Below are 21636 nucleotides of genomic sequence, written 5' to 3' on the forward strand. Positions count from 1 at the left end.
GGCACTAAGGGTTATTGTCAAACAATTCTTTCATTTAGAAGAGTGTTAAACAAAAAGAAGAACCATGTGTAGTAACATGGTTCTCTTCTTAAGGATTATTCCTTTTACTTACAGAACGTCGCTAGTATTGGAAGTTTTTAGTTTTTCACGAAGTACCATTGGAAGGATTCCGCCATGGCGGTAGTAATCGATTTCTACTTCAGAGTCAAAACGGACAAGAACATCAAACTCAGTAACTTTGCCGTTTTCGTCTGTAGCAGTTACCCTTACAATATCCCTCGGTCTTACTGTTTCATCAACTTGAACGCTGATTGTTTCTTTACCTGTTAACCCAAGAGTTTCAGCACTATCTCCATCCTTGAATTGAAGAGGAAGAACTCCCATTAATACAAGGTTTGAACGGTGGATACGCTCGAAGCTTTGAGCAATAACAGTTTTAATTCCTAAAAGATTGGTACCTTTTGCAGCCCAGTCACGTGAAGAACCCATTCCATAATCATTGCCTGCTAAAACAACAAGTCCAGTACCATTTTCTTTATACTGCATGCAAGCATCATAAATGGAAGTGACTTCACCAGTTGGCCAGTAAGTTGTAACTCCGCCTTCTGTGCCAGGTGCAATCTGGTTGCGAATACGGATGTTCGCAAAAGTTCCGCGCATCATAACTTCATGATTTCCACGACGAGAGCCGTAAGAGTTAAAGTCACGAGGCTGAACGCCTTTTTCAAGTAGATACTTGCCCGCTGGTGTATTTTTACCAATAGCACCAGCTGGTGAAATATGGTCTGTAGTTACAGAATCACCAAACTTGGCTACTACACGAAGACCAGATAAAGGTTTAACTTCATCAGGATTTGGTGTTAATCCCTCAAAGAATGGAGGATTCTGGATATAAGTGGAGTCTGTATCCCAAGTATACAGTGGTTCATTGCTAGTTTTGATTTCATTCCAGCGTTCATTATCGCTGAATACATGCTCATACTCCCTACGGAAAAGCTCAGGAGTTACAGTACGCTTAACTATTTCATTTACTTCCTCAGTAGTTGGCCAGATATCCTTGAAGAATACGTCATTGCCTTCTTTATCTTTGCCGATTGGCTCAGATGCGAAATCAATATTAACTGTACCTGCAAGTGCGTAAGCAACAACCAATGGAGGTGAAGCAAGGTAGTTTGCTTTAACAAGCGGATGAATCCGTCCTTCAAAGTTACGGTTTCCGGAAAGTACGGAAGTAACAAGAAGGTCGCTGTCAGCAACGGCTTTCTCAATTTCTTCACGAAGTGGGCCGGAGTTACCAATACAAGTAGTACATCCGTAACCGACAAGGTTAAAGCCCATTTGCTCAAGATAAGGAAGCAATCCGGAATCACGAAGATAGCCTGTTACTACCTTTGATCCTGGAGCCAAGGAAGTTTTAACAAACTTAGGAACTTCCATTCCAAGTTCAACAGCCTTCTTGGCAACAAGTCCGGCACCAGCCATTACATATGGATTGGATGTGTTTGTACAGCTTGTAATAGCTGCAATAGCAACCGCACCAGTTTTCATAACCGTTTGATCTCCATTATGGAAAGTAACAGTTACTTCTTTATCTAATTCCTTTTCCTTGAATCCAAAGCCCTGGTTTCCTTGTGGAGCTGTTACCGCGGTATTGAAAGATTCCTTCATTTGTGAAAGAGGAATCAAATCCTGCGGACGCTTAGGACCTGAAAGGTTTGCTTCAATTTCTGAAAGGTTAATTTCTACAACATTTGTATAAACAGGTTCATCGTTAGGATTAAAGAATAACCCATTTTCTTTGCAATACTGTTCTACGACTTGAATTTGCTCTTCATCGCGGCCAGTTAAACGCAAATAATTAAGTGATTCATTGTCAATTGCGAAAAATCCGCAGGTTGCGCCGTATTCTGGAGCCATGTTGGCAATTGTAGCACGGTCAGCCAATGGAAGAACAGATACGCCTTGACCAAAGAACTCAACAAATTTACCAACTACCCCCTGGCTTCTCAGCACTTGCGTAACTTTCAAAGCAACGTCAGTAGCAGTAGCGCCGTTTGGAAGATCACCAGTAAGTTTAACCCCTACTACTTCAGGTACTGGGAAATAAGATGGCTGGCCTAGCATTCCAGCTTCTGCCTCGATACCGCCTACACCCCATCCAAGTACACCAAGACCATTGATCATGGTTGTATGGGAGTCAGTTCCCACTAGTGTATCTGGGTAAGTTTCAAGCTCCCCGTCAGCGTTTTCTGCTACATGTACAACATCAGCAAGAAACTCAAGGTTTACCTGGTGAACGATACCAGTTGCAGGAGGAACTGCACGGTAGTTATTGAATGCTTTTTGTGCCCAGCTTAGGAATTGGTAACGCTCTGCGTTACGCTCAAATTCAAGTTCCATATTAGCTTCTAGGGAATCAGGAGTTCCATATTTGTCAACCTGTACAGAGTGGTCGATAACAAGATCAACTGTCTTTTCAGGATTGATTTTATCAGGGTCTCCACCCATGTCTGCCATTGCTTTTCTTAATGAAGCAAGGTCAACTACAGCTGGAACACCAGTGAAGTCCTGGAGGATAACACGTGAAGGTTTAAAAGGTACATCAATTTCCTTAACTTCGCTTGTTCCCCATTTTGCAAGATTTTCAACGTGCTCTTTCGTAATTACGCGGCCATCAAGCTGGCGGAGCACTGATTCAAGTAATACTTTAACGGAATATGGCAATTTTGATACATTGGCAACACCTGCGTCCTGCAGTGCGTTTAAACGGTAATAGTGATAGCGTTTACCATTCACTTCAAAAGAAGAACGCGCATTAAAAACATCGTTTTTCACCATAATACTTCCCCCTTCAATCGACATCATATACTAAATTACTTTAAAAGTCGAAAAGTTTGAATCTTCCCATCCATCCTCACTTTTCTCACAATTCTAATCTTAATACAACATTTTATATAAGTAAATAACAAGAATGTTATTGCGGCTGATAAGTTTTTCTTATTAAATTATTCGTTTTAGCGATTTAAATCCTTGATTCGCTATTTTAAGGGGGATTTTTGTTTAATTTAATTAATATTAACATCGCCTTTTGTTATGTTGAAAAAACAATACTTCTTCATTCTTTTTAATTCTAAAGGAAACAATAAAAATACAGGAGGTGAGTTTTGTGCAAAGAAGAAAAGCGAATCATGTTATTCCTGGAGCGAATGCTGCAAAAGGTCAGGGGAAAGGAGCGGGCTATAACGAAGAAATGGCCAATGAGCCTTTAACTGAAATGGAAAAGCAAAATAATAAAAAGCGGAAAAAAAATCAATAAAATTAAGAAAAGTGCAAGCCCCCGTTCAGCGACGTATGGCCATTTGAAGAAAGGCTAAGGTCACCACGTCCTGTGGCAACGCCTTTCTGACCCGCGTCTTGCGGGCCTCCACTTCGACTGAGATAAAGGATACACGAAATGTAAAGCATTTCGATGTTGACTATCGTAGGGAGAAGCGGGATGGACACTAGCTGCACCAAGTATCCCCTAAAGGTCATACTTGATGCAAGATACTCAAAGGAAGCTTTACAGAGATGAAAACTCGCTGGGCGCTGGAGCTAGACAATTTAAAAGGTAAAACTTTATACTTTCTAAACCATTCAAAAAGGCGGGTATGAAAAGCCCGCCTTTAAAGGATTTATTAACAGGATAATGTTTTCTTTATTCGTAATTATTGACTTCCTGAACAATTTTTTGCAGGTCCTGCTGAAATTGTTGGAGCTGGACCCGTTGATGTTCTGAAGCTACTTCAAGAGCATTTTCAATTTGTTGGTAGGCTTCATTTACTTCCTGCTTAAGGTATTGAAGCTGATGGCCATAGCTGGCACTGTCATTAACGATCTCAGAATAAAGCTCTCTTGCATCTTCAACCCCCTGCTGGGCAGCCTGGAATGCCTGCTGTTTATTCTTATGGTAAGGCATTGTTTGGTTCACTCCTCTCGCTGTGTTTACCGTTAAATTGCTCAACCCTTCAAGAAATATGCAGAATAAAATTAGATGTAAAAAGCATTCTAATTATAGGAGGGATGAAGATGAACAAAAACGACAGCAAAGACATGCACCGCAACGCCCCTAAAGGGAATAAGTCCGGACAGCCCGCTCCATTAAGCGGTTCACATAAGGTAAAAAACAGACAGCATTCACATGCTAAACATGGTCACCATCACGATTTGTAGAAATAGATCCACCATACAGGTGGGGTTATAGGACGGCCGCTAAGAACGGCATTAGATAAAGGCTGCCAAATCGGCAGCCTTTGTATAATTCTATTTCTTTTTACAATTTTGTCAGAGCATTTAGAATTAATGTCTCTTCTTCAGGAGTTACAGATCTTAAATCAATCAGCAGTTCCTCTTTTTGGATTCTAGCTACAATTGGCTGTTCAGCATTTGTACGAAGTTCTATTCCCATTTGTTCTGCACTTAATGAATGGTGCTTAAGCGATATTAGCCGAGTAGGTATCTTCACTTCCGGCATGGTTCCTCCCCCTACCTGGCTTGTCCCTTCAATTATTTTTGCAGACAATAATGGTGCCATAGGGGTTAATCTTTCAACAAACTCTTTAGAACGTTCCGTCAGTTCATTAAGCGGAACTAGAATATCCCTTAATGTGGGTATATTTCTTACAGCATTTTCACCTTTTTCGTATTCCATAAGGGTTCCCTCGAGGGCTGCAAGCGTCATTTTATCCACCCTAACAACCCTCGCCAGCTGATGCTTTTTCAGCTTATCTATTAGGCTTTTCCTTCCTGCTATAATCCCCGCCTGCGGTCCTCCAAGAAGCTTATCGCCGCTAAAAGAAACTAGGTCAGCACCCATGTCAATTACTTCCCTCACAACGGGCTCTTCCCCAATCCCCTGTTTCCGGTAGTCATATAATGCTCCGCTTCCTAAATCTTCATAGTAGACCACATTATTTAAATTATGGGTTAAATCAATTAATTCTTTAGAATCAACTGTCTTTGTAAAACCAATTGTTTTAAAGTTGCTTGTATGAACCTTCAAAATCATGCCTGTTTCCTCTGAAACAGCATTTTCATAATCATACAAATGAGTTTTGTTAGTGGTCCCGACTTCCTTTAATTTAGCCCCGCTCTCTTCCATAATAGAAGATATACGGAACGATCCTCCTATTTCAACAAGCTGGCCTCTAGATACGATAACCTCTTTGGAATTAGCAAGAGCCCTTAAAATCAGATAAACTGATGCAGCATTATTATTCACGACCATAGCTGCTTCAGCTCCAGTTATCCGCTTTAAAAGTTCCTCCACATGGCTATGGCGGGACCCACGTTCTCCTATTTCAAGTATGTATTCTAAATTGGTATAATTTTGGGCTGTATTTAAAACATGCTTAATTGCTTCCTCACTGAGTCTCGCCCTGCCTAAATTGGTATGAAGAATTGTTCCTGTAGCATTGATAACTCTTTTTATAGTATAGGCAAATCTCTGGCTCAGGAGCTGATCGAGCCTATTAAATAGGGTATCTATAAAAGAAGCAGTGCCGGGCTCAGGGCCTTCCCATTTACTGCCCAATATGGATTGGCGGCATTGATCAAGAATTAGTTTTAAATTTTCGCTTAAAGAAGCAGAATCAATATTGTATTTACCAAGAAGATGGTAAAACCGTTCATGCTGTTGAAGCTCATGTACGGCTGGAATTGAGCGCAGCCATTGTTTCACACTTAAAACCCCTTTACGCAAATTGAAAATGGATATTTGTTATTATACCATCTTTTCACCTTTTGAAATTAAGTGAATAAAATGAACCAAGCAAAGGGGGATTCCAATGTCTGAAAAGCCCAATGATTCCTCAAAAATGGAAAAATGGCTGGAAACATATTTTCTTGATCCGCTTACTACTTATTTAGATCACATGCAATTTCGTATTGATTTGTATGAAACAGATAAAAAATGGATTGTGGAAGCGGTTCTTCCGGATTTTGAAAGCTCGGAAATTACCGTTTATATAAATGAAAATGAATTAATTATAACCGCCACAAAGAAGGATGACTCTCATCCTTCCAAGGGTGAACGCCTCGTTCGAAAAGTGGAATTTCCTTTTCAAATCATTGAGAAAAAAGTAACCGCTTTATTCTCTAATGGAACACTTGAAGTATTTATTTCCAAAACCGATCCTGGTTTAGGGAAAAATCGCTTTGTTACATTACCATAAATACATTTAAAGCCCTCTGCGATTACTGCAGAGGGCTCTTTACTTATAGAGATTCAATTTTACTAATTATTTCTTCTGTATTTGGAAATACTCCAGTTTCAAGCTTGGAGTAAATTTTTTGATCATCTACTGTTACTTCAAAGGCACCGCCTGATACAGGTACCAGTTCCATTTTTTCAATATCTCTTCGAAAATGAGTAAAAAGTTCTTCCGCGAAACTCGCGGCTTTTGGTGCGTAGTTTCACATCATACAAAATTCGACGATAACCTGGTGCTTTTTCATGAATAAACCCCCTGGAAAAATAAATATCTTAATATACCCACTAGGATATAATAATTTTAGTATACCCCATAATTCTTTCGCAAATGTTATGCTTCTGGAAGTGCAGTTTTTCTTAGCAAGAGTTATACTAATGAAATGGAGGTGGACTTGATGAGTGAACATGAAAAAATTCGCCTTACTTCTTTTTCAACAAAAGCTGGTTGAGGCTGTAAAATTGGTCCTGAGGACCTGGCGCAAGTTTTGCGTCAATTGCCAAAGCAAGATCCTGTTCCTGAGCTTCTCGTGGGACACGAAACATCCGATGATGCAGGGGTTTATAAATTAACGGATTCTATTGCCCTGATTCAAACGGTTGATTACTTTACTCCAATCGTTGATGATCCATATATGTTTGGACAAATTGCAGCAGCAAACTCTTTAAGTGATGTTTATGCAATGGGCGGGGAACCCAAAACAGTATTGAATATAGTAGGTTATCCGATTAAAAAGCTGGGTCCTGCCACGTTGTCTGATATTCTTCGGGGGGCAGCCGATAAAGTTAAAGAAGCCGGTGCTCTTACCGTCGGTGGTCACTCAATTGATGATCAGGAACCTAAATTTGGTTTGTCTGTAACCGGCATTGTACACCCGGATAAGGTGTGGAAAAATGTTGGGGCCCAGCCAGGAGATGTACTTGTCCTGACAAAACCAATTGGAGTCGGAATTTTAACCACTGGCATTAAACGGGGAGCAGTTACCCCAGACCAGGAACAGGTAGTAACAGAAACAATGGCTGAGCTGAATAAGGCTGCAGCAGAAAATCTTATGCCGTTCCATCCTCATGCCGTTACAGATGTTACAGGATTTGGTCTGCTCGGACATGGAAGCGAAATGGCTCGTGGCAGCGGGGTATCTTTTGAAATAGAATTATCGAAGGTGCCAGTTTTGGAAGGATCATTTGAACTTGCAAAAGATGGGGTTGTACCTGGAGGTTCGAAATCTAATCATAAATGGCTGTTTAACGATATTTATTATGAAGATATCTCAGATTATGAACAAATTGTATTATGTGATGCAGTTACCTCAGGAGGACTTTTGATCTCTATTTCTGAAGAAGAGGCCGTTCAGTATATCGCAAATCTTCATGATAACGGAGTTGGTTACGCCGCTATCATTGGGCGTGTTTCAAATCAAAAGGACAAGTTAATCTATGTTTCAAGATAAGCATTCCATTCTGGAATGCTTTTTTTAGTCTGGATTTACCTATAGAAAGAACAAAAGACTAAGCCCTGTTTAGAGGATGAAAGACTTGTGGTGCCGAATTGCAATAGTTTCTATACGAAAAAAAGGACCAAATAAAAAATTATTTGGTCCCTTTTAAAAGGATTACAGCTTTTGACGAAGCTTTTCAATCATGTCTTTAGTCATTGTTTCAAGATTATATTCAGCCTTAAAGCCCCACTCTGCAGCTGCTGCAGACGCATCAATGGAATTTGGCCAGCTCTCAGCAATTTTTTGTCGATCCAGATCTACATTATATTCTATATGAAAATCAGGAATATTTTTCTTGATTTCAGCTGCTATCTCTTCCGGTGCAAAGCTCATTGCTGTTACATTAAAAGCATTCCTGTGAATAAGCTTTGCAGAATCTGCTTCCATTAAGTTTATGATGGCATTCAATGCATCAGGCATATACATCATATCCATATAGGTTCCTTTATCAATATAAGATGTATATTTTCCGTTTTTAACAGCCTCATAATAGATTTCCACTGCGTAATCTGTTGTACCGCCGCCTGGAGGTGTATCATATGAAATCAATCCAGGAAAACGTACTCCCCTTGTATCCACGCCGAACTTATGGAAGTAATAATCAGATAACAGTTCTCCTGCTACTTTGTTTACACCGTACATGGTAGTAGGGCGCATTATCGTGTCCTGAGGGGTATTGTCCTTAGGTGTTGAAGGGCCAAAAGCTCCAATAGAACTTGGCGTGAAAAATTGAGCCTTAAGTTCCCTTGCTGTTTCAAGGGCATTCATGAGCCCGCCCATGTTGAGATTCCATGCAAAAACTGGTTTTGCTTCTGCAGTTGCAGATAAAAGTGCAGCAAGATGCATAACGGTATCCACATTATATTTTTTAGCTGTTTCCATCATGGATTGCAGATTCGTAACATCGACTACTTCAAATGGTCCGCTTTGTGCAGCTTCACTATCATTTTTCCGAATGTCGGTGGCAATAACATTATCGGATCCATAAACTTCTCGTAGTCTTAAGGTAAGCTCTGATCCAATCTGTCCCAATGCCCCCGTAATTAAAATACGTTTCATTAATTCTCCATCCTCCGCAAAATACTTCGATTGCTATTTAATAACGCCCATTTCCCTTCCTACTTTTTCGTATATGGCAATTGCGTTATCAAGCATTTCTTTCGTATGGGCAGCTGTTGGCATATTCCGCACCCTTCCTGTACCCTGTGGCACTGTCGGGAACACAATCGCTTTAGCGTAAACACCTTCATCATTAAGGCGTTTGCTGAACTGCTGTGTCAGTTTTTCATCGCCAATAATACAAGGAGTAATTGGTGTTTCACTATTGCCGATATTAAAGCCAAGTTCCTTCAAGCCTTTTTTCAGGTAATTTCCATTCTCCCAAAGGCGTTCGTTCAACTCAGTGCTTTCCATTAAAATTTCAATGGCTTTTCTGCTTGCAGCAACATCTGCTGGAGTTAAAGAGGTAGAGAAAAGGAATGGACGGCTCCGTACTTTAAGCCAGTCAATCAGATTTTTTTTACCTGCAACATAACCGCCTACAACACCAATTGCTTTTGATAATGTACCAATTTGAAAGTCAATTTTATCAGATAGACCAAAGTGCTTGACTGTGCCTGCCCCTTTTCCAAGAACTCCAGAACCATGGGCATCATCTACATAAGTAATAAGGTCAAATTCTTCTGCTATTTTCACAATTTCAGGAAGCAGAGCGATGTCCCCATCCATAGAAAAAACACCATCTGTAATAACCATTAATTTATTATATTTTCCTGATTCTTTAGCTTCTTTTGCTTTTGCTCGTAAATCATCCATATCGGAATGGTTGAAACGGATAATAGCCGCACGTGAAAGGCGGCAGCCATCTATAATGGATGCGTGGTTTAATTCATCCGATAAAATAGCATCATTTTTATCCATAACGGCAGAGATTGCTGCCATATTGCAATTAAAACCTGACTGATAAGCAATAGCAGCTTCAGTGTGCTTAAACTCAGCCAATTTTTCTTCTAAATCAACATGTAGCTTTAATGTTCCGTTTATAGTCCTTACTGCACCGGCGCCAACACCAAATTGATCAAGAGCTTCCGCTGCTGCTTTTTTAAGGCGTTCGTCCGTCGCAAGCCCAAGATAATTATTGGAAGAAAGGTTAATAAGCTCTTTACCTTGAATCGTAATAACAGGGCCATTTGGGCTTTCAAGCGGGTCAATCACATTGTAAAGACCTTTTCCTTTCAAATCGTCAAGATTTTCATTTAAAAATAGCTCTAATGTTTTACTGGACATGTTTGAACCTCCCATTTGAAATCTCGTTTTGTTGTTGTATCAAAAACATATGTACATCTGAAAAAGACAGTTAAAGTTAGTTTGAATCCACTTGTATAAAAGGTTTCTCCCTTAATACTTTACCATATATTTTATTAATGTTCATACCTAGAGGACATCTTTTTTTAAAATTTTTCTTTTTCCTGTATGAATTAGAATAACCACTTAATCCTTCCGCTATTTTCAGAACAAAAGGCGTAGTTAAATGATAAAAGTCTAAATTCGCCACTTCCTGGGAAGCCTCATCCTCGAAAAAGATAAAGCTATTTCATCGAGAGAGGTATAACTAACGAAGTTTTCGTTCAGAAGGTGGTTTAAAATAGTTTCCAAAAAGAAAAAAAACAGCCCTGTAAACGACAAGACTGTTTGGGACTATAGATTAAATACTAAACTTGGAAAAAGATTTTTTAAATGTTCCAGACATCTTAGCAAGTTCTTCAGAGGAAGCAAGAAGTTCCTGCATTACTGCATTTTGCTGTTCGGTTGTCGCCGCAACCTTTTCGATACTTTCAGCCGAACTGGATGAATTGCACGCAATCTCTTCTGCTGACTCAAGAAGTAACTGCATCCGCTGGTTTGTCAATTCCCCTGCAATTTGAACGGCTTCACTTTGTTGTTTTACATTTCCTGTTGCATCAAGAATTTCGTCAAAAATGATTCCTACATTTTCGACTATCTCTCCGCCTTTATTTACTGCCTCAGCGCTATCGTTCATTGCTAATGAAGCGTTTGCTGTTTCCTCTGTAATATATTCGAGTATGTTTCGTATATCCCCGGCTGCACGGGCTGATTGCTCTGCAAGTATTCTTACCTCATCAGCCACAACGCCGAAGCCTCTTCCGTGTTCTCCTGCTCTTGCTGCTTCGATTGCAGCATTTAAAGCCAAAAGATTTGAAATGTCTGTTATTAAAGCGGCATTTTCATTTATTTTCAGTGAGTTCTCATTAAGAGTTCGGATTGCAGCAGATAGATTTAGAACCTTATCATTTATAGTAAGCATCTGAGCAGTAACATTTTCAACATACTGTGTGCCCTGCTGAACCTTTTCTTCCGTTCGAGAAGCAAGTTTTACAGACTTGTTTGACGTTTAATAAGAGATTCTTTACGCCCGTGAAGTAAAAAATATAATATCAAGCCGGCAATTACTACAAACATGCCAGAGAAATAAAGAGAACTAAAACCAATTTTGGCGGCTGCCAGTCCAGTTAAATAAGACCCTGTTCCAATACCGAGGTCAAAAATGGACAAAAATGTTGCTGTGGCAAGCCTTCTTCTGTTAGGAAGAGATTCCTGGATGGCGATTGTCTGGAGACTTGGAAAGACAGTTCCCCAGCCAAGGCCAATAAAGCCAGCTGCAATTAAAAATAAGGATGGTCCAGTGGTTTTACTAAGCAGGAGCATTCCAATAGCAAACAAAAGAATAGATGGATAAATAATGATATTGGCACCATAAAGGTCAAACCATTTCCCTGTGAAAGGCCTGCTTAAAAGCAGAATAATAGCATAAACAACAAAGAAAAAGCTTGCCGTTTCTACCAGCCCAAGCTCTTTAGCAAAAACAGAAACAAATGAAAGAATGGAAGAATAAACTAACGCAAATACAGCACCTACAAGCGAAATTTTTACTGCTGATTTTTCAAATAGGTCGCGGAAACTTAGCGGAGCAGCTTTTCGTAAAACTGTATCCCCCTTTTCCTTTGTATCCAATTTGATCAGCCATGAGGTTAACAATCCGAAGAAGGATAAAAGGAGACCAATTACAAACGTCCAATTACTTCCTAAATTTTGAATCGTATTTAAACCAAGGAAAGGGCCTGCTACCATTGCCAGGTTCATCGACATCGCATAATAGCCCATGCCTTCCCCCCGTCTGGAATCAGGAATAATTTCTGCTACGATTGTACCTACAGCGGTTGTAGCCATGCCAAATCCAATGCCATGGAAAAAACGTAGAATGAGCAGGCCTGTCAAAGTGTGCGGTAAAAAGTATAATGCTGTGGCAGCAGTAAAAATTATAACGGAAGCCATTAGAATTACTTTTTCTCCTACCTTACCAATCCACTGTCCGGCAAAAGGTCTTATTATAATCGCAGAAATTAGGAAAACAGTGACCACTAAACCTACTTTTGAGGCACTTCCATGTAAATCCTGTATAACGTAAATCGGCAGACTTACGAGTAAGTAATAAAAAACTAAAAATAGAGAAAAGCCGCTTAAACAAACATTAATAAAATTTCTTGTCCATAATTTTTGTTTTTCCAAATATGTAACCTCCAGTTGAACGAATAAAAAAATACAACTAGGTAAATATATGCCTAAAAAGAAAAAGCAGTCAACTCAAAAAACTTGACTGCTAACATGCTTTATTCATATTTTGCTAGTGTTTCACCCCATGGTGCCGGGCCTTCTTCCCGAAATCCCACTGACCGATAAAGTCTAGCTGCCTGAGTATTATCCGGCTTATAACCAACCATAATAATCTTAGATTGTGGCCGGTTTTTTATATCGCGAATAATTCCCTTTAAAGCTGCTTTTCCATAACCTTTGCTCTGATACCTTTCATCAATCATATAACGGTAAATCCAGTAGTTATGGTCATCCTCGTCAATACCGTACATGGCAAAGCCCACCATATTATCATCGCTATAAATAGCTATTGCTTCAAATTCAGGCAAAAACTGGACCTCTGCTATGGAATAAAGGTTAGAGGCTACATTTTTCTTCTGATCCTTCCCTACTCTTAAGCTTGCTGCTTCTTCCCAGTTCTCTTTGGTAATTCTTTCAAGTCGTATCAATTCTTTACCCCTTTTCAATTAAGTGAGTTATCTTCCTATTTATTGATTTCTTGATAATATTTGTCTATAAACATATACTACCAAAGGTTTTTAAAAGCTAGAATAGAATTATAGAGCCTATTAAATAAATCAAAAAATGTATATTTAAAAAAATAAATGAATTTCTAGGTAAAGCTCAATGGGGTTTTTGGGGTTTTGCAAAGGAAATCGTTCTCTATATCTTTCTGATAACTTTGTTTAGCAATAAATAATCTCCCAGGATGTAGCGTTACTCCTCTGGCAAAGTCACATGTATAAAAAAAACCTAAATCCTCCATGTTAGCAGCATTGGTTAAATGGTTCATTCGGCTATTTCCGCAAAGGAGGATCCACGGCAACCGAATAAGATATTTAACGCCTGACAGAAGGTTAAAACGAGTATAAAACATAATCCCAATTAATTTCCTTTTAATTGCTATGGTAGATTTCGCAAAAATTTAGTATGATGTTGTAATGGAAAATTAATTGAACAAAGTGGGGAGCTATAAAATGGCCTTATTAACAGTAGAAAACTTATCTCATACATTTGGCGACCGTACCTTATTTAAAGATGTTTCTTTCCGCCTTTTAGCAGAAGATCATGCCGGACTTGTTGGAGCTAATGGTGTCGGTAAATCTACACTAATGAACATTATCACAAACCAGCTGATCCACGATGGCGGTCGTGTTGAATGGACACCTGGTACAATTTATGGTTATTTAGACCAGCATACTGTCCTTACTTCTGGTAAAACAATGAGGGATGTTCTGCGAGATGCCTTCCTTCCCTTATTCGAAAAGGAAAAAGAACTAAATGAAGTTACAGCAAAAATGGGCGATGCAACTCCTGACGAACTTGAGATTTTATTGGAGCAAATGGGCGAAATTCAGGATGCACTGGATGCAGGAGGATTTTATTCCCTTGATATAAAAATCGAAGAAGCAGCACGCGGACTTGGTTTGGATGCCATTGGGCTTGACCGTGATGTTGCAGCTCTAAGCGGGGGGCAGCGTACTAAAGTTCTTCTTGCTAAACTTCTGCTTGAACAACCTAAGGTATTATTGCTCGATGAGCCTACCAACTATCTTGATGTTGAGCATATCCGCTGGCTTGCATCTTATTTGAAAGAATATCCCTATGCCTTTATCCTTATTTCCCATGATACGGAATTCATGAATCAGGTGTCGAATACCATCTTCCATCTTGAATTTTCGAAGCTGACACGTTATACAGCAAGCTATGATAAATTCCTTGAACTTGCCGAAATCAATAAAAATCAACATATTAATGCCTACGAAAAACAGAAGGAATTTATTAAAAAGCAGGAAGATTTCATTGCAAAAAATAAAGCACGCTATTCAACTACAGGCAGGGCGAAAAGCCGCCAGAAGCAGCTGGATCGAATTGAACGAATTGACCGTCCGGAAACAGCTGTAAAGCCTTCCTTTGAATTTAAAGAGTCCCGTTCAAGCAGCCGTTATGTATTTGAAGCAAAGAACCTGGAGATTGGGTACGACCGGCCGCTTCTTCCGAAGATGGACTTTACAATCGAACGTGGTGAAAAAGTTGCCATTACCGGGTGTAACGGTGTCGGAAAGTCTACTCTCTTAAAAACAATGCTTGGTAAAATTGATGCGTTGTCCGGTTCAGTGGAGCGCGGCGACTTCCTCTTCCCTTCCTATTTTGAACAGGAAGTTAAAGCAGGTAATATAACGCCAATCGATGATGTATGGAATGCTTTCCCAGGCATGGACCAGCATCAGGTACGTGCCGCTCTTGCCCGCTGCGGTTTGAAGAATGAGCATATTTCTCGTCCTATGAGTCAACTTAGCGGTGGTGAACAGGCTAAAGTTCGTCTTTGCAAGCTGCAAATGAACGAAAGCAACTGGCTTCTGTTTGACGAGCCAACCAACCACTTAGATATATCAGCAAAGGAAGAGTTGAAAAAGGCTTTGAAAGCCTACAAAGGAACTGTAGTGCTTGTTTGCCACGAACCAGACTTTTATGAAGATTGGATAACTAAGGTCTGGGATGTTGAGGAATGGTCTCAACAAACAGTATAAGATAAATCAAGCTTAAACCCTGCCTCTGCAGGGTTTTTTTATGCCTTTCTCAAAGATAACAAATTGCTAGCAATCAATTATCAGTTTGATAAGTGATGGCTAGCAGTCCTTATCCTGTGTGATCGCGATTTTTGTTGTGGCATGTCGATAATAGAAAAAGGCTGTCAACTTTAAGGAGACAGCCTTTTTGTTGATGTTTATATTTCGACATAATCTTTTAAAGTCCAACTTTCTCTCTTTCAGAAATTAATGAGAGGAGTTCAATAATTGACTCTGAGCTTTTTCCGTCGATTTCCTTATCAGCTGAAAATTCTGTTACCTCGAGTCCCTTGACTCTAGGATCGGCTAAAATAGTTTTAAGGATTTCTGAAGCCTCATCCATATATAGACCTGTTTCGCTTGGAGAATAGGCTGACGGCATTACACTTTTGTGAAGAACATCTACATCAAAATGAACAAGGATTTTGCTGGTATCAGAAATTATGTTAAGACTTTGTTTTACTCTTTCTAAATTTATTTCTTCAAAAGGAATTGTTTTGATTCCATATTCCTTTTCTGCCGCTGTATGATTTCCAATGACAGTAATACATTCCGTTGGGAAGGGCTCCTCCTGCCACCACACTTTGCAGTCCTGAGTTAAAAACCATAGCCCCATTCCTGCAGCTCCTACACACTGGTTTCCTGATGGAGCTACTGTATCTACATGACCGTCAAGGACCAACAAATGAACATCTTCTCCAAATACTTTTCGAAATGCAGAAAAAGTGCCGACTTCAATGCTGCAGTCTCCTCCAAGGATGATGGTAAAATCATCATCATTAAATAGTTGATCAGATGTATTTAACGTTGCTTCCCAAACCATTCTCGGAGCAGGCCAATTCCGTACAGGGCTGATATTGTGCTTTGGCAGCCGCTCAGCCTCCGTGATATTGCCATGGTCCAGTACATTAAATCCTGCCTCTCTTAATCTATTAACAAGGCCTGCTTTTCTGATTGCATCAGGTGATTGCTCTGTCCCTTTATAAAGTGCACCGGCATTAACTGGAAGCCCAAAAATATTTACCTTCAATTCACTTCCTCCTCAATTTTAACCCAAAATCTTATTAACTTTGTTATGCTAACAGGCTTTACAATCCAGTCTCCCCCTATTAAAAGTGCGTCCGTAGGTTCTCATTGTCTGAGCTACATCTTCAATATTCCGCTTTCCAAGTTAAAGAGTAGGATTGCATTTTTCGCTAAAAAAGCAACACTTAAATACTACCGTTTTATCAAAAGAGATTATATAAAGTATAATAACAAACAGCTATTATTTTCGGAATATTTTCTAAATCATTCATTTAAAATTACTCTTTTTCTTTTTTATATTTAGGCTGTCAAATAGCAGAATTTCACTATAATAATTGTTTATGGTAAATTTAAAAATGAAATAGGATTGGGGTGAAATGGGTGGAAACAAAAAAAGCATTGCCTATATTGTTCTTAGTCATGTTTATGGTAATGGTGGGGTTTGGAATTATTATTCCCGTACTCCCTTTCTATGCGGAAAAAATAGGAGCCAGTCCAACACAGCTAGGCCTTCTAATGGCTGTATATTCGCTAATGCAGCTTATTTTTGCTCCGATGTGGGGACGGGTTTCTGACAGAATAGGCCGAAAACCTGTAATGATGATTGGGATTGCTGGATTGTCTCTTTCTTTCTTTATGATGGGAATGGCCAACCATTTATGGATGTTATTTGCGGCACGTATTATCGGAGGTCTTCTTTCTTCAGCTAATATGCCTACAACAATGGCTTATGTTGCTGATATAACGACAGAAGAAAATCGGGGAAAAGGTATGGGTATAATCGGTGCAGCTGTTGGGCTTGGGTTTGTATTCGGCCCAGCTATCGGCGGAGTTTTTTCGAAAACTAGTCTAAGTCTCCCTTTTTATATCTCTGGCTTTTCGTCTCTGATCACATTAGTTCTAGTCTTTCTTTTATTGAAGGAATCATCAACAAAAGAAAGCAGACTAGCTAACTCAGCAAATAAGGCCTCTTTATGGACATCTTTTAGCGGGGCAATATCGATTTTATTCATCATGCAATTATTTTTATCTCTTTCCATGTCAGGATTGGAAGCAACTTTTGCCTATTTTGCTGCCAAAAAAGCAGGCATTGATACAACGCATCTTGGATATATTTTTATGATTATGGGCCTTGCCGGGGCATTCGTCCAGGGTGGCCTGGTTGGCAGGCTGACAAAGAAATATGGTGAAGGTGCAGTAATTCAGGGGGGCGTCATTATTTCTGCTGTTGGCTTTCTGCTGATTCTCCTTGTAGACAGCTTTACAACTGCTGCTGTCTTCTTAACAATCTTTGGAATTGGAAATGGTGTAATTCGGCCAAGTGTTTCATCCCTTCTAACCAAAAGATCAACTGGAGGGTATGGCAGCACCACAGGTTTATTGTCTTCCTTTGATTCCCTCGGCAGAATAGTGGGACCTCCGCTTGGGGGAGGGCTGTTTTCATTAGCGGCCGGTCTTCCGTATATATCAGGTGCAATTCTTTCTGTAATTGCTTTTCTGCTATATCAGGTATTTAAGGTAAAGGATACAAAACATCAAATTGTTTCATAGCTCAATCCCTCGCCTCTTTATGGCGAGGTTCTTTATGAAAGGCTCTTTTCGTAAACTTTGTTGTTTATAAAAGTAAAAATAGACTCGCTTTCCGCGGGCAATCCGCCCACGCACGAAGGAAATGCGTATGCATTTTCGAGGAGTCTCGCCTATTTTTTCTCACAGTTCCTTCAAATAGCAACAATCTCTTAGAAAAGAGCCTTATGAAAAAAAGCGTGTGAGAATTTCACACGCTTTTTGCAACTATATGAGAACAGATTTCTTGATAACCTGTTCTGCCAGCAGGATTTGCTTTTCAACCTCGGAAAAAGCAGTGCCGCCTTCACTTTTCCTCGCATTAACCACGTTATCAGGAAGTAAAACCGTAAAAACATCGTCCTCAAACATTGAATTGAATTCTTTAAATTCCTCAAGGGTTAGCTCTAACAGATACTTTTTATTCTTTATGCCATACAATACAAGTTTTCCAATCACTTCATGGGCTTCTCGGAAAGGTAACCCTTTATTAACAAGGTAATCAGCAATGTCAGTCGCATTTGAATAATCCTCAGTCACTGCACGATTCATCCGATCTTTTTTTACCTTCATGGTCTCAATCATAGGAGCCAATAACTGCAATGCCCCTTCAAGTGTATCAATGGTATCAAGCATGCCTTCCTTATCTTCCTGCATATCTTTGTTGTATGCTAATGGAAGTCCCTTAAGCACCGTTAGTAAGCCAAACAAGTTACCATATACGCGCCCGGTTTTGGCCCTAAGCAATTCCGGCACATCGGGGTTTTTCTTTTGCGGCATGATACTCGAACCAGTGCAGAAGGAATCGTCAAGTTCAATAAACTGAAACTCTTGGCTTGACCAGATAATCATTTCTTCTGACAAGCGTGAAATATGCATCATGAGTATTGAAGAATTTGATAAAAACTCAACAATAAAGTCGCGGTCACTTACCGCATCGAGACTATTAGGATAAACCTTTTCGAACCCGAGGAGCACGGCTGTACGCGTACGATCAATCGGAAAAGTCGTTCCAGCAAGTGCTCCTGCGCCAAGCGGCAGTATATTGGTTCTTTTTATGCTATCCGTAAATCTTTCCTTATCCCTTTCCAGCATCCAAAAGTAAGCCATCAGATGATGGGCAAATGAAATCGGCTGTGCTCTTTGCAAATGCGTATATCCTGGAAGGATTGTAGTTATGTGGCTTTTTGCCTGAAGCAGGATTGCTTCTTGGACACTCTGCAGGAGATCAATCATTTCCTGTGTTTTTCTTTTTAAAAACAAGTGCATATCAGTAGCAACCTGGTCATTTCGGCTCCGGCCTGTATGAAGCTTACCTCCTACTGGTCCAATTTCATCTATCAGCATTTTTTCGATATTCATATGGATATCTTCATTTTCTACACTAAAACTAACATTTCCGGATATAACTTTCTCTTTGATTATCAGTAATCCGCTCTTTATTTTTTCAACATCCTCCAAGGGGATGATCTTGCATTCTCCCAGCATTTGTACATGAGCAAGACTGCCCTCGATGTCTTCTAAAGCCAGACGCTGGTCAAATTCGATTGAGGCCGTATATTTTTCTACTAATTTATTTGTTTCCTTCTCAAAACGGCCGCCCCAAAGCTTACTCATTGTGATCCTCCTAAACCTGCAAACTCTTATTTGTTTTCTCTTCCTGATGTACCTCTGAATAAACCTTTGTTGGCAGACCCCATAGTTTAATGAAGCCAACCGCGGCATTATGATCGAACATATCTCCCTTTAGATATGTTGCTAGTTCTTCGTTATAAAGTGAATTAGCGGAGGTTCTGCCTACTACTGTATGATTGCCTTTAAAAAGTTTGACTCGAATTTTTCCGCTTACTACTTTCTGCGTTTCATCCACAAAGGCATCAAGCGCTTTTTTTAATGGCGAATACCAGAGTCCTTCATAGATAATTTTAGCCATTTGCTGGTCTATTAAGCTTTTAAATTGAGAAACTTCTCTTGGTAAAGTGAGAAACTCCAGTTCTTTATGGGCATTGATTAAAATTAGCGCTGCTGGATTTTCATACACTTCACGCGATTTAATTCCTACCAGGCGATTTTCGATATGATCGATTCGGCCAACACCATGTTTTCCGCCTAGTTCATTAAGTTTTTCAATTAATGGGACAAGCTCCATTTTCACACCGTTAAGGGCAACTGGTACTCCCTGTTCAAAATCAATTTCGATATATTCAGCAGTATCAGGAGTGGATTCAATTGGCATTGTCCAGTCAAAGGCTGCTTCAGGAGCCTCTGCCCACGGATCTTCCAGTACACCTGCTTCACATGCGCGTCCCCAAATGTTAGCATCAATAGAAAATGGGTTGTCGAGATCTATTGGTATAGGAATATTATTTTCTGCTGCATAAGCTATTTCTTCGTCTCTTGTCATGCCCCACTCACGAACCGGGGCAATAACTTCAATATTTGGATTTAACGCTTGGATGGAAACTTCAAAACGAACCTGGTCATTACCCTTCCCTGTGCAGCCATGGGCAACAGCGACAGCCCCTTCAGCTTCTGCTGCTTCAACAAGCAGCTTTGAAATAAGTGGTCGGGAAAGAGCGGAGGATAGAGGATATTTTCCTTCATACATCGCGTTAGCCTTTAATGCAGGCAGAATATATTCCTTCGCTAGAAGTTCTTTTCCATCAATCATAATGGCTTTAATAGCCCCCACATTCAATGCTTTTTGCTTAATGGCAGCTAAGTCCTTGCCTTCACCTACATCAAGTCCAAGTGCAATTACTTCATAATTATATTTTTCCTGAATCCATTTTATCGCTACGGAAGTGTCCAATCCCCCGGAGTATGCTAATACTACTTTACCTTTGCTCATAAAAAAGCCACATCCTTTTTAATAAATATGAATTAATATGTATTCTATCGTATTTTTATACAAAATGCATCATATTTGTAAAAAGTTTTTATTTTCAAAATACTTTTTCGCCGTTTCTCAATGCTTCCATAGACATATCTATTGGGGACAAGCATACAATGTTAAACAGAAAACTTTGTATAAGGTGGCGATTAAATTGAAGTCAAGTTCAGCCAGACTATCCCTTTTTGGCCTTTTACTCATATTATGCGTTTATGCTTATTTGGATTCCCCTTATTCCTTTTTAAATAAACCATTTCTTTATACGAAAACAGAACTGGCAATGAGTGTAATGAAGAATAATCGAGAACCTTCTCAAGTGCCGGTATTCGAGGAGAAGCTCGAGAGCCGCAAGGAAATAGGCGGATATATAGTGGAGACGTACAGGGAATATGAAGTTTATAAAGATAAGGATGGAAATATTTTAAAATCCACTCCTACCTCAAAAACTGATACCTTAAAATATAAGGATTATGACAGCATAAAAGGGCGCTAGGAGCGCCCTTTTCATTTTTAATTCACTCTGTTCCTCTGAATGCAGTAATTCCAAAAACCTCATGATAGCTATAACCGTTAAAATAAATATCCAGATCATGAAACAAGCGGTGAAGCCTTTTCATGGCACCACGGTTGTCTGAATTGGCGACTTTTTTAGCATTTGTACGTATTTCTTCCATATCTTTGGCAAGATTTTCATCTTTGATGGTGATTCCTTTTAAATCTTCAAGAATTTCGTTTGCTTTATCCTTTTGTTCAGTATAATCTGCAGTTTCAAGTTTTCCGTAACAAAGAGTATCATTATAAAATTCATGCATGCTGCCTATAAATTCATGGCTGTCTTTATCAGGAGCATTGCTGAAAACGATTAATGACTTGTCCACTGGCTTATTTACTACTTTTTTTGAAGAATCAGCATCCCCTGTTTTTTCACTAGACTGTGTACCCATGATTTCATGATTTTTTAAATAAGATACAACCTTATATCCGCCCCAAACCGCAGCTGCAAGCATTAAAGCTGATAAAAATGTGATGATTCTATACCTTTTAAAAAACTTCATGTATCTAACTCCCTTTTCGCTACTTCCTTTATTATACATTTAATTCCTATTTTTTTCACTATTAAAAAAATTCACCATGGCGAATCATTTGGGCTAACCTAAAGTTTTA

At 39.5% G+C, this 21636-nt stretch carries 18 protein-coding genes and 2 pseudogenes; 7 read left to right on the forward strand and 13 right to left on the reverse strand.

The genetic code is table 11. The features are described 5' to 3' along the window. Window positions 1-108 precede the first annotated feature (108 nt). Window positions 109-2838 carry an aconitate hydratase AcnA gene (gene acnA, locus G8761_RS10480; protein WP_166026329.1) on the reverse strand — a complete coding sequence of 910 codons (2730 nt, stop codon included), beginning with the start codon at window positions 2836-2838 and terminating at the stop codon, window positions 109-111. Window positions 2839-3166: 328 nt separating this feature from the next. On the opposite strand from acnA, the gene sspO reads away from it, so the two are divergent. Then, window positions 3167-3316: a small acid-soluble spore protein O gene (gene sspO / locus G8761_RS10485; protein ID WP_166026331.1), complete on the forward strand. Its 150-nt coding sequence runs from the start codon at window positions 3167-3169 to the stop codon at window positions 3314-3316. Between the two features lie 381 nt (window positions 3317-3697). Here sspO and G8761_RS10490 read toward each other — a convergent pair whose 3' ends face one another. Further along, complete coding sequence (locus G8761_RS10490; protein ID WP_166026333.1) at window positions 3698-3958, reverse strand: hypothetical protein; 261 nt, start codon at window positions 3956-3958, stop codon at window positions 3698-3700. 110 nt (window positions 3959-4068) lie between these two features. Between G8761_RS10490 and G8761_RS10495 the strand changes: the two genes are divergently transcribed. After that, window positions 4069-4212: a small acid-soluble spore protein P gene (locus G8761_RS10495; RefSeq protein ID WP_166026334.1), complete on the forward strand. Its 144-nt coding sequence runs from the start codon at window positions 4069-4071 to the stop codon at window positions 4210-4212. Between the two features lie 100 nt (window positions 4213-4312). Here the strand turns inward: G8761_RS10495 and selA are convergent, their stop codons facing one another. After that, complete coding sequence (selA, locus tag G8761_RS10500) at window positions 4313-5719, reverse strand: L-seryl-tRNA(Sec) selenium transferase (protein ID WP_166026336.1); 1407 nt, start codon at window positions 5717-5719, stop codon at window positions 4313-4315. A 106-nt stretch (window positions 5720-5825) separates the two neighbouring features. Here selA and G8761_RS10505 point away from each other — a divergent pair, with 106 nt between their 5' ends. Then, a complete protein-coding gene (locus G8761_RS10505; RefSeq protein WP_166026338.1) occupies window positions 5826-6212 on the forward strand; it encodes an Hsp20/alpha crystallin family protein in 387 nt (128 codons plus the stop codon). A gap of 43 nt (window positions 6213-6255) precedes the next feature. Here the strand turns inward: G8761_RS10505 and G8761_RS10510 are convergent. Continuing rightward, window positions 6256-6441: pseudogene (locus tag G8761_RS10510) on the reverse strand (Rdx family protein); the annotation flags it as partial. A gap of 204 nt (window positions 6442-6645) precedes the next feature. Here G8761_RS10510 and selD point away from each other — a divergent pair. Continuing rightward, window positions 6646-7698: a selenide, water dikinase SelD gene (selD, locus tag G8761_RS10515; RefSeq protein ID WP_166026340.1), complete on the forward strand. Its 1053-nt coding sequence runs from the start codon at window positions 6646-6648 to the stop codon at window positions 7696-7698. A 162-nt stretch (window positions 7699-7860) separates the two neighbouring features. On the opposite strand, the gene G8761_RS10520 is transcribed toward selD, so the two are convergent. The 5 genes and pseudogenes from G8761_RS10520 to G8761_RS10540 all read right to left on the reverse strand — a co-directional run bounded on the left by G8761_RS10520 (window position 7861) and on the right by G8761_RS10540 (window position 12866). Continuing rightward, window positions 7861-8805, reverse strand: coding sequence for an L-threonine 3-dehydrogenase (locus tag G8761_RS10520; protein ID WP_166026342.1), 945 nt, complete (start codon window positions 8803-8805; stop codon window positions 7861-7863). 33 nt (window positions 8806-8838) lie between these two features. Beyond that, window positions 8839-10032, reverse strand: a complete 1194-nt coding sequence (locus G8761_RS10525; protein WP_166026344.1) for a glycine C-acetyltransferase — start codon at window positions 10030-10032, stop codon at window positions 8839-8841. Window positions 10033-10450: 418 nt separating this feature from the next. Next, window positions 10451-11128 (reverse strand): annotated as a pseudogene (locus G8761_RS10530) (methyl-accepting chemotaxis protein); the annotation flags it as partial. Window positions 11129-11139: 11 nt separating this feature from the next. Continuing rightward, the gene (locus G8761_RS10535; RefSeq protein ID WP_166026346.1) at window positions 11140-12333 is read right to left on the reverse strand and encodes an MFS transporter; all 1194 of its coding nucleotides are present in this window, start codon (window positions 12331-12333) and stop codon (window positions 11140-11142) included. 101 nt (window positions 12334-12434) lie between these two features. After that, window positions 12435-12866: a GNAT family N-acetyltransferase gene (locus G8761_RS10540; RefSeq protein ID WP_166026348.1), complete on the reverse strand. Its 432-nt coding sequence runs from the start codon at window positions 12864-12866 to the stop codon at window positions 12435-12437. Window positions 12867-13394: 528 nt separating this feature from the next. On the opposite strand from G8761_RS10540, the gene G8761_RS10545 reads away from it, so the two are divergent. Beyond that, window positions 13395-14948 (forward strand): ABC-F family ATP-binding cassette domain-containing protein, encoded by a 1554-nt coding sequence (locus G8761_RS10545; RefSeq protein ID WP_166026350.1) that lies wholly within the window; start codon window positions 13395-13397, stop codon window positions 14946-14948. 217 nt (window positions 14949-15165) lie between these two features. Here the strand turns inward: G8761_RS10545 and G8761_RS10550 are convergent, their stop codons facing one another. Beyond that, on the reverse strand, window positions 15166-16017 hold the full coding sequence (locus tag G8761_RS10550; protein ID WP_166026352.1) for an arginase family protein: 852 nt from the start codon (window positions 16015-16017) through the stop codon (window positions 15166-15168). A gap of 377 nt (window positions 16018-16394) precedes the next feature. Here G8761_RS10550 and G8761_RS10555 point away from each other — a divergent pair, with 377 nt between their 5' ends. Further along, entirely contained in the window at window positions 16395-17564 is a 1170-nt protein-coding gene (locus tag G8761_RS10555; RefSeq protein ID WP_166026354.1) for an MFS transporter, read from the forward strand. A gap of 243 nt (window positions 17565-17807) precedes the next feature. Here G8761_RS10555 and argH read toward each other — a convergent pair whose 3' ends face one another. Beyond that, a complete protein-coding gene (gene argH, locus G8761_RS10560; protein ID WP_166026356.1) occupies window positions 17808-19196 on the reverse strand; it encodes an argininosuccinate lyase in 1389 nt (462 codons plus the stop codon). 10 nt (window positions 19197-19206) lie between these two features. Further along, window positions 19207-20430, reverse strand: a complete 1224-nt coding sequence (locus G8761_RS10565; protein ID WP_166026358.1) for an argininosuccinate synthase — start codon at window positions 20428-20430, stop codon at window positions 19207-19209. 196 nt (window positions 20431-20626) lie between these two features. On the opposite strand from G8761_RS10565, the gene G8761_RS10570 reads away from it, so the two are divergent. Beyond that, window positions 20627-20965 (forward strand): hypothetical protein, encoded by a 339-nt coding sequence (locus tag G8761_RS10570; RefSeq protein WP_166026360.1) that lies wholly within the window; start codon window positions 20627-20629, stop codon window positions 20963-20965. A gap of 22 nt (window positions 20966-20987) precedes the next feature. Here G8761_RS10570 and G8761_RS10575 read toward each other — a convergent pair whose 3' ends face one another. Next, window positions 20988-21527 carry a hypothetical protein gene (locus tag G8761_RS10575; protein ID WP_166026362.1) on the reverse strand — a complete coding sequence of 180 codons (540 nt, stop codon included), beginning with the start codon at window positions 21525-21527 and terminating at the stop codon, window positions 20988-20990. Window positions 21528-21636 lie beyond the last annotated feature (109 nt).

The organism is Neobacillus terrae (assembly GCF_011393025.1).
Taxonomy (GTDB): Bacteria; Bacillota; Bacilli; order Bacillales; family Cytobacillaceae; genus Neobacillus_A; species Neobacillus_A terrae.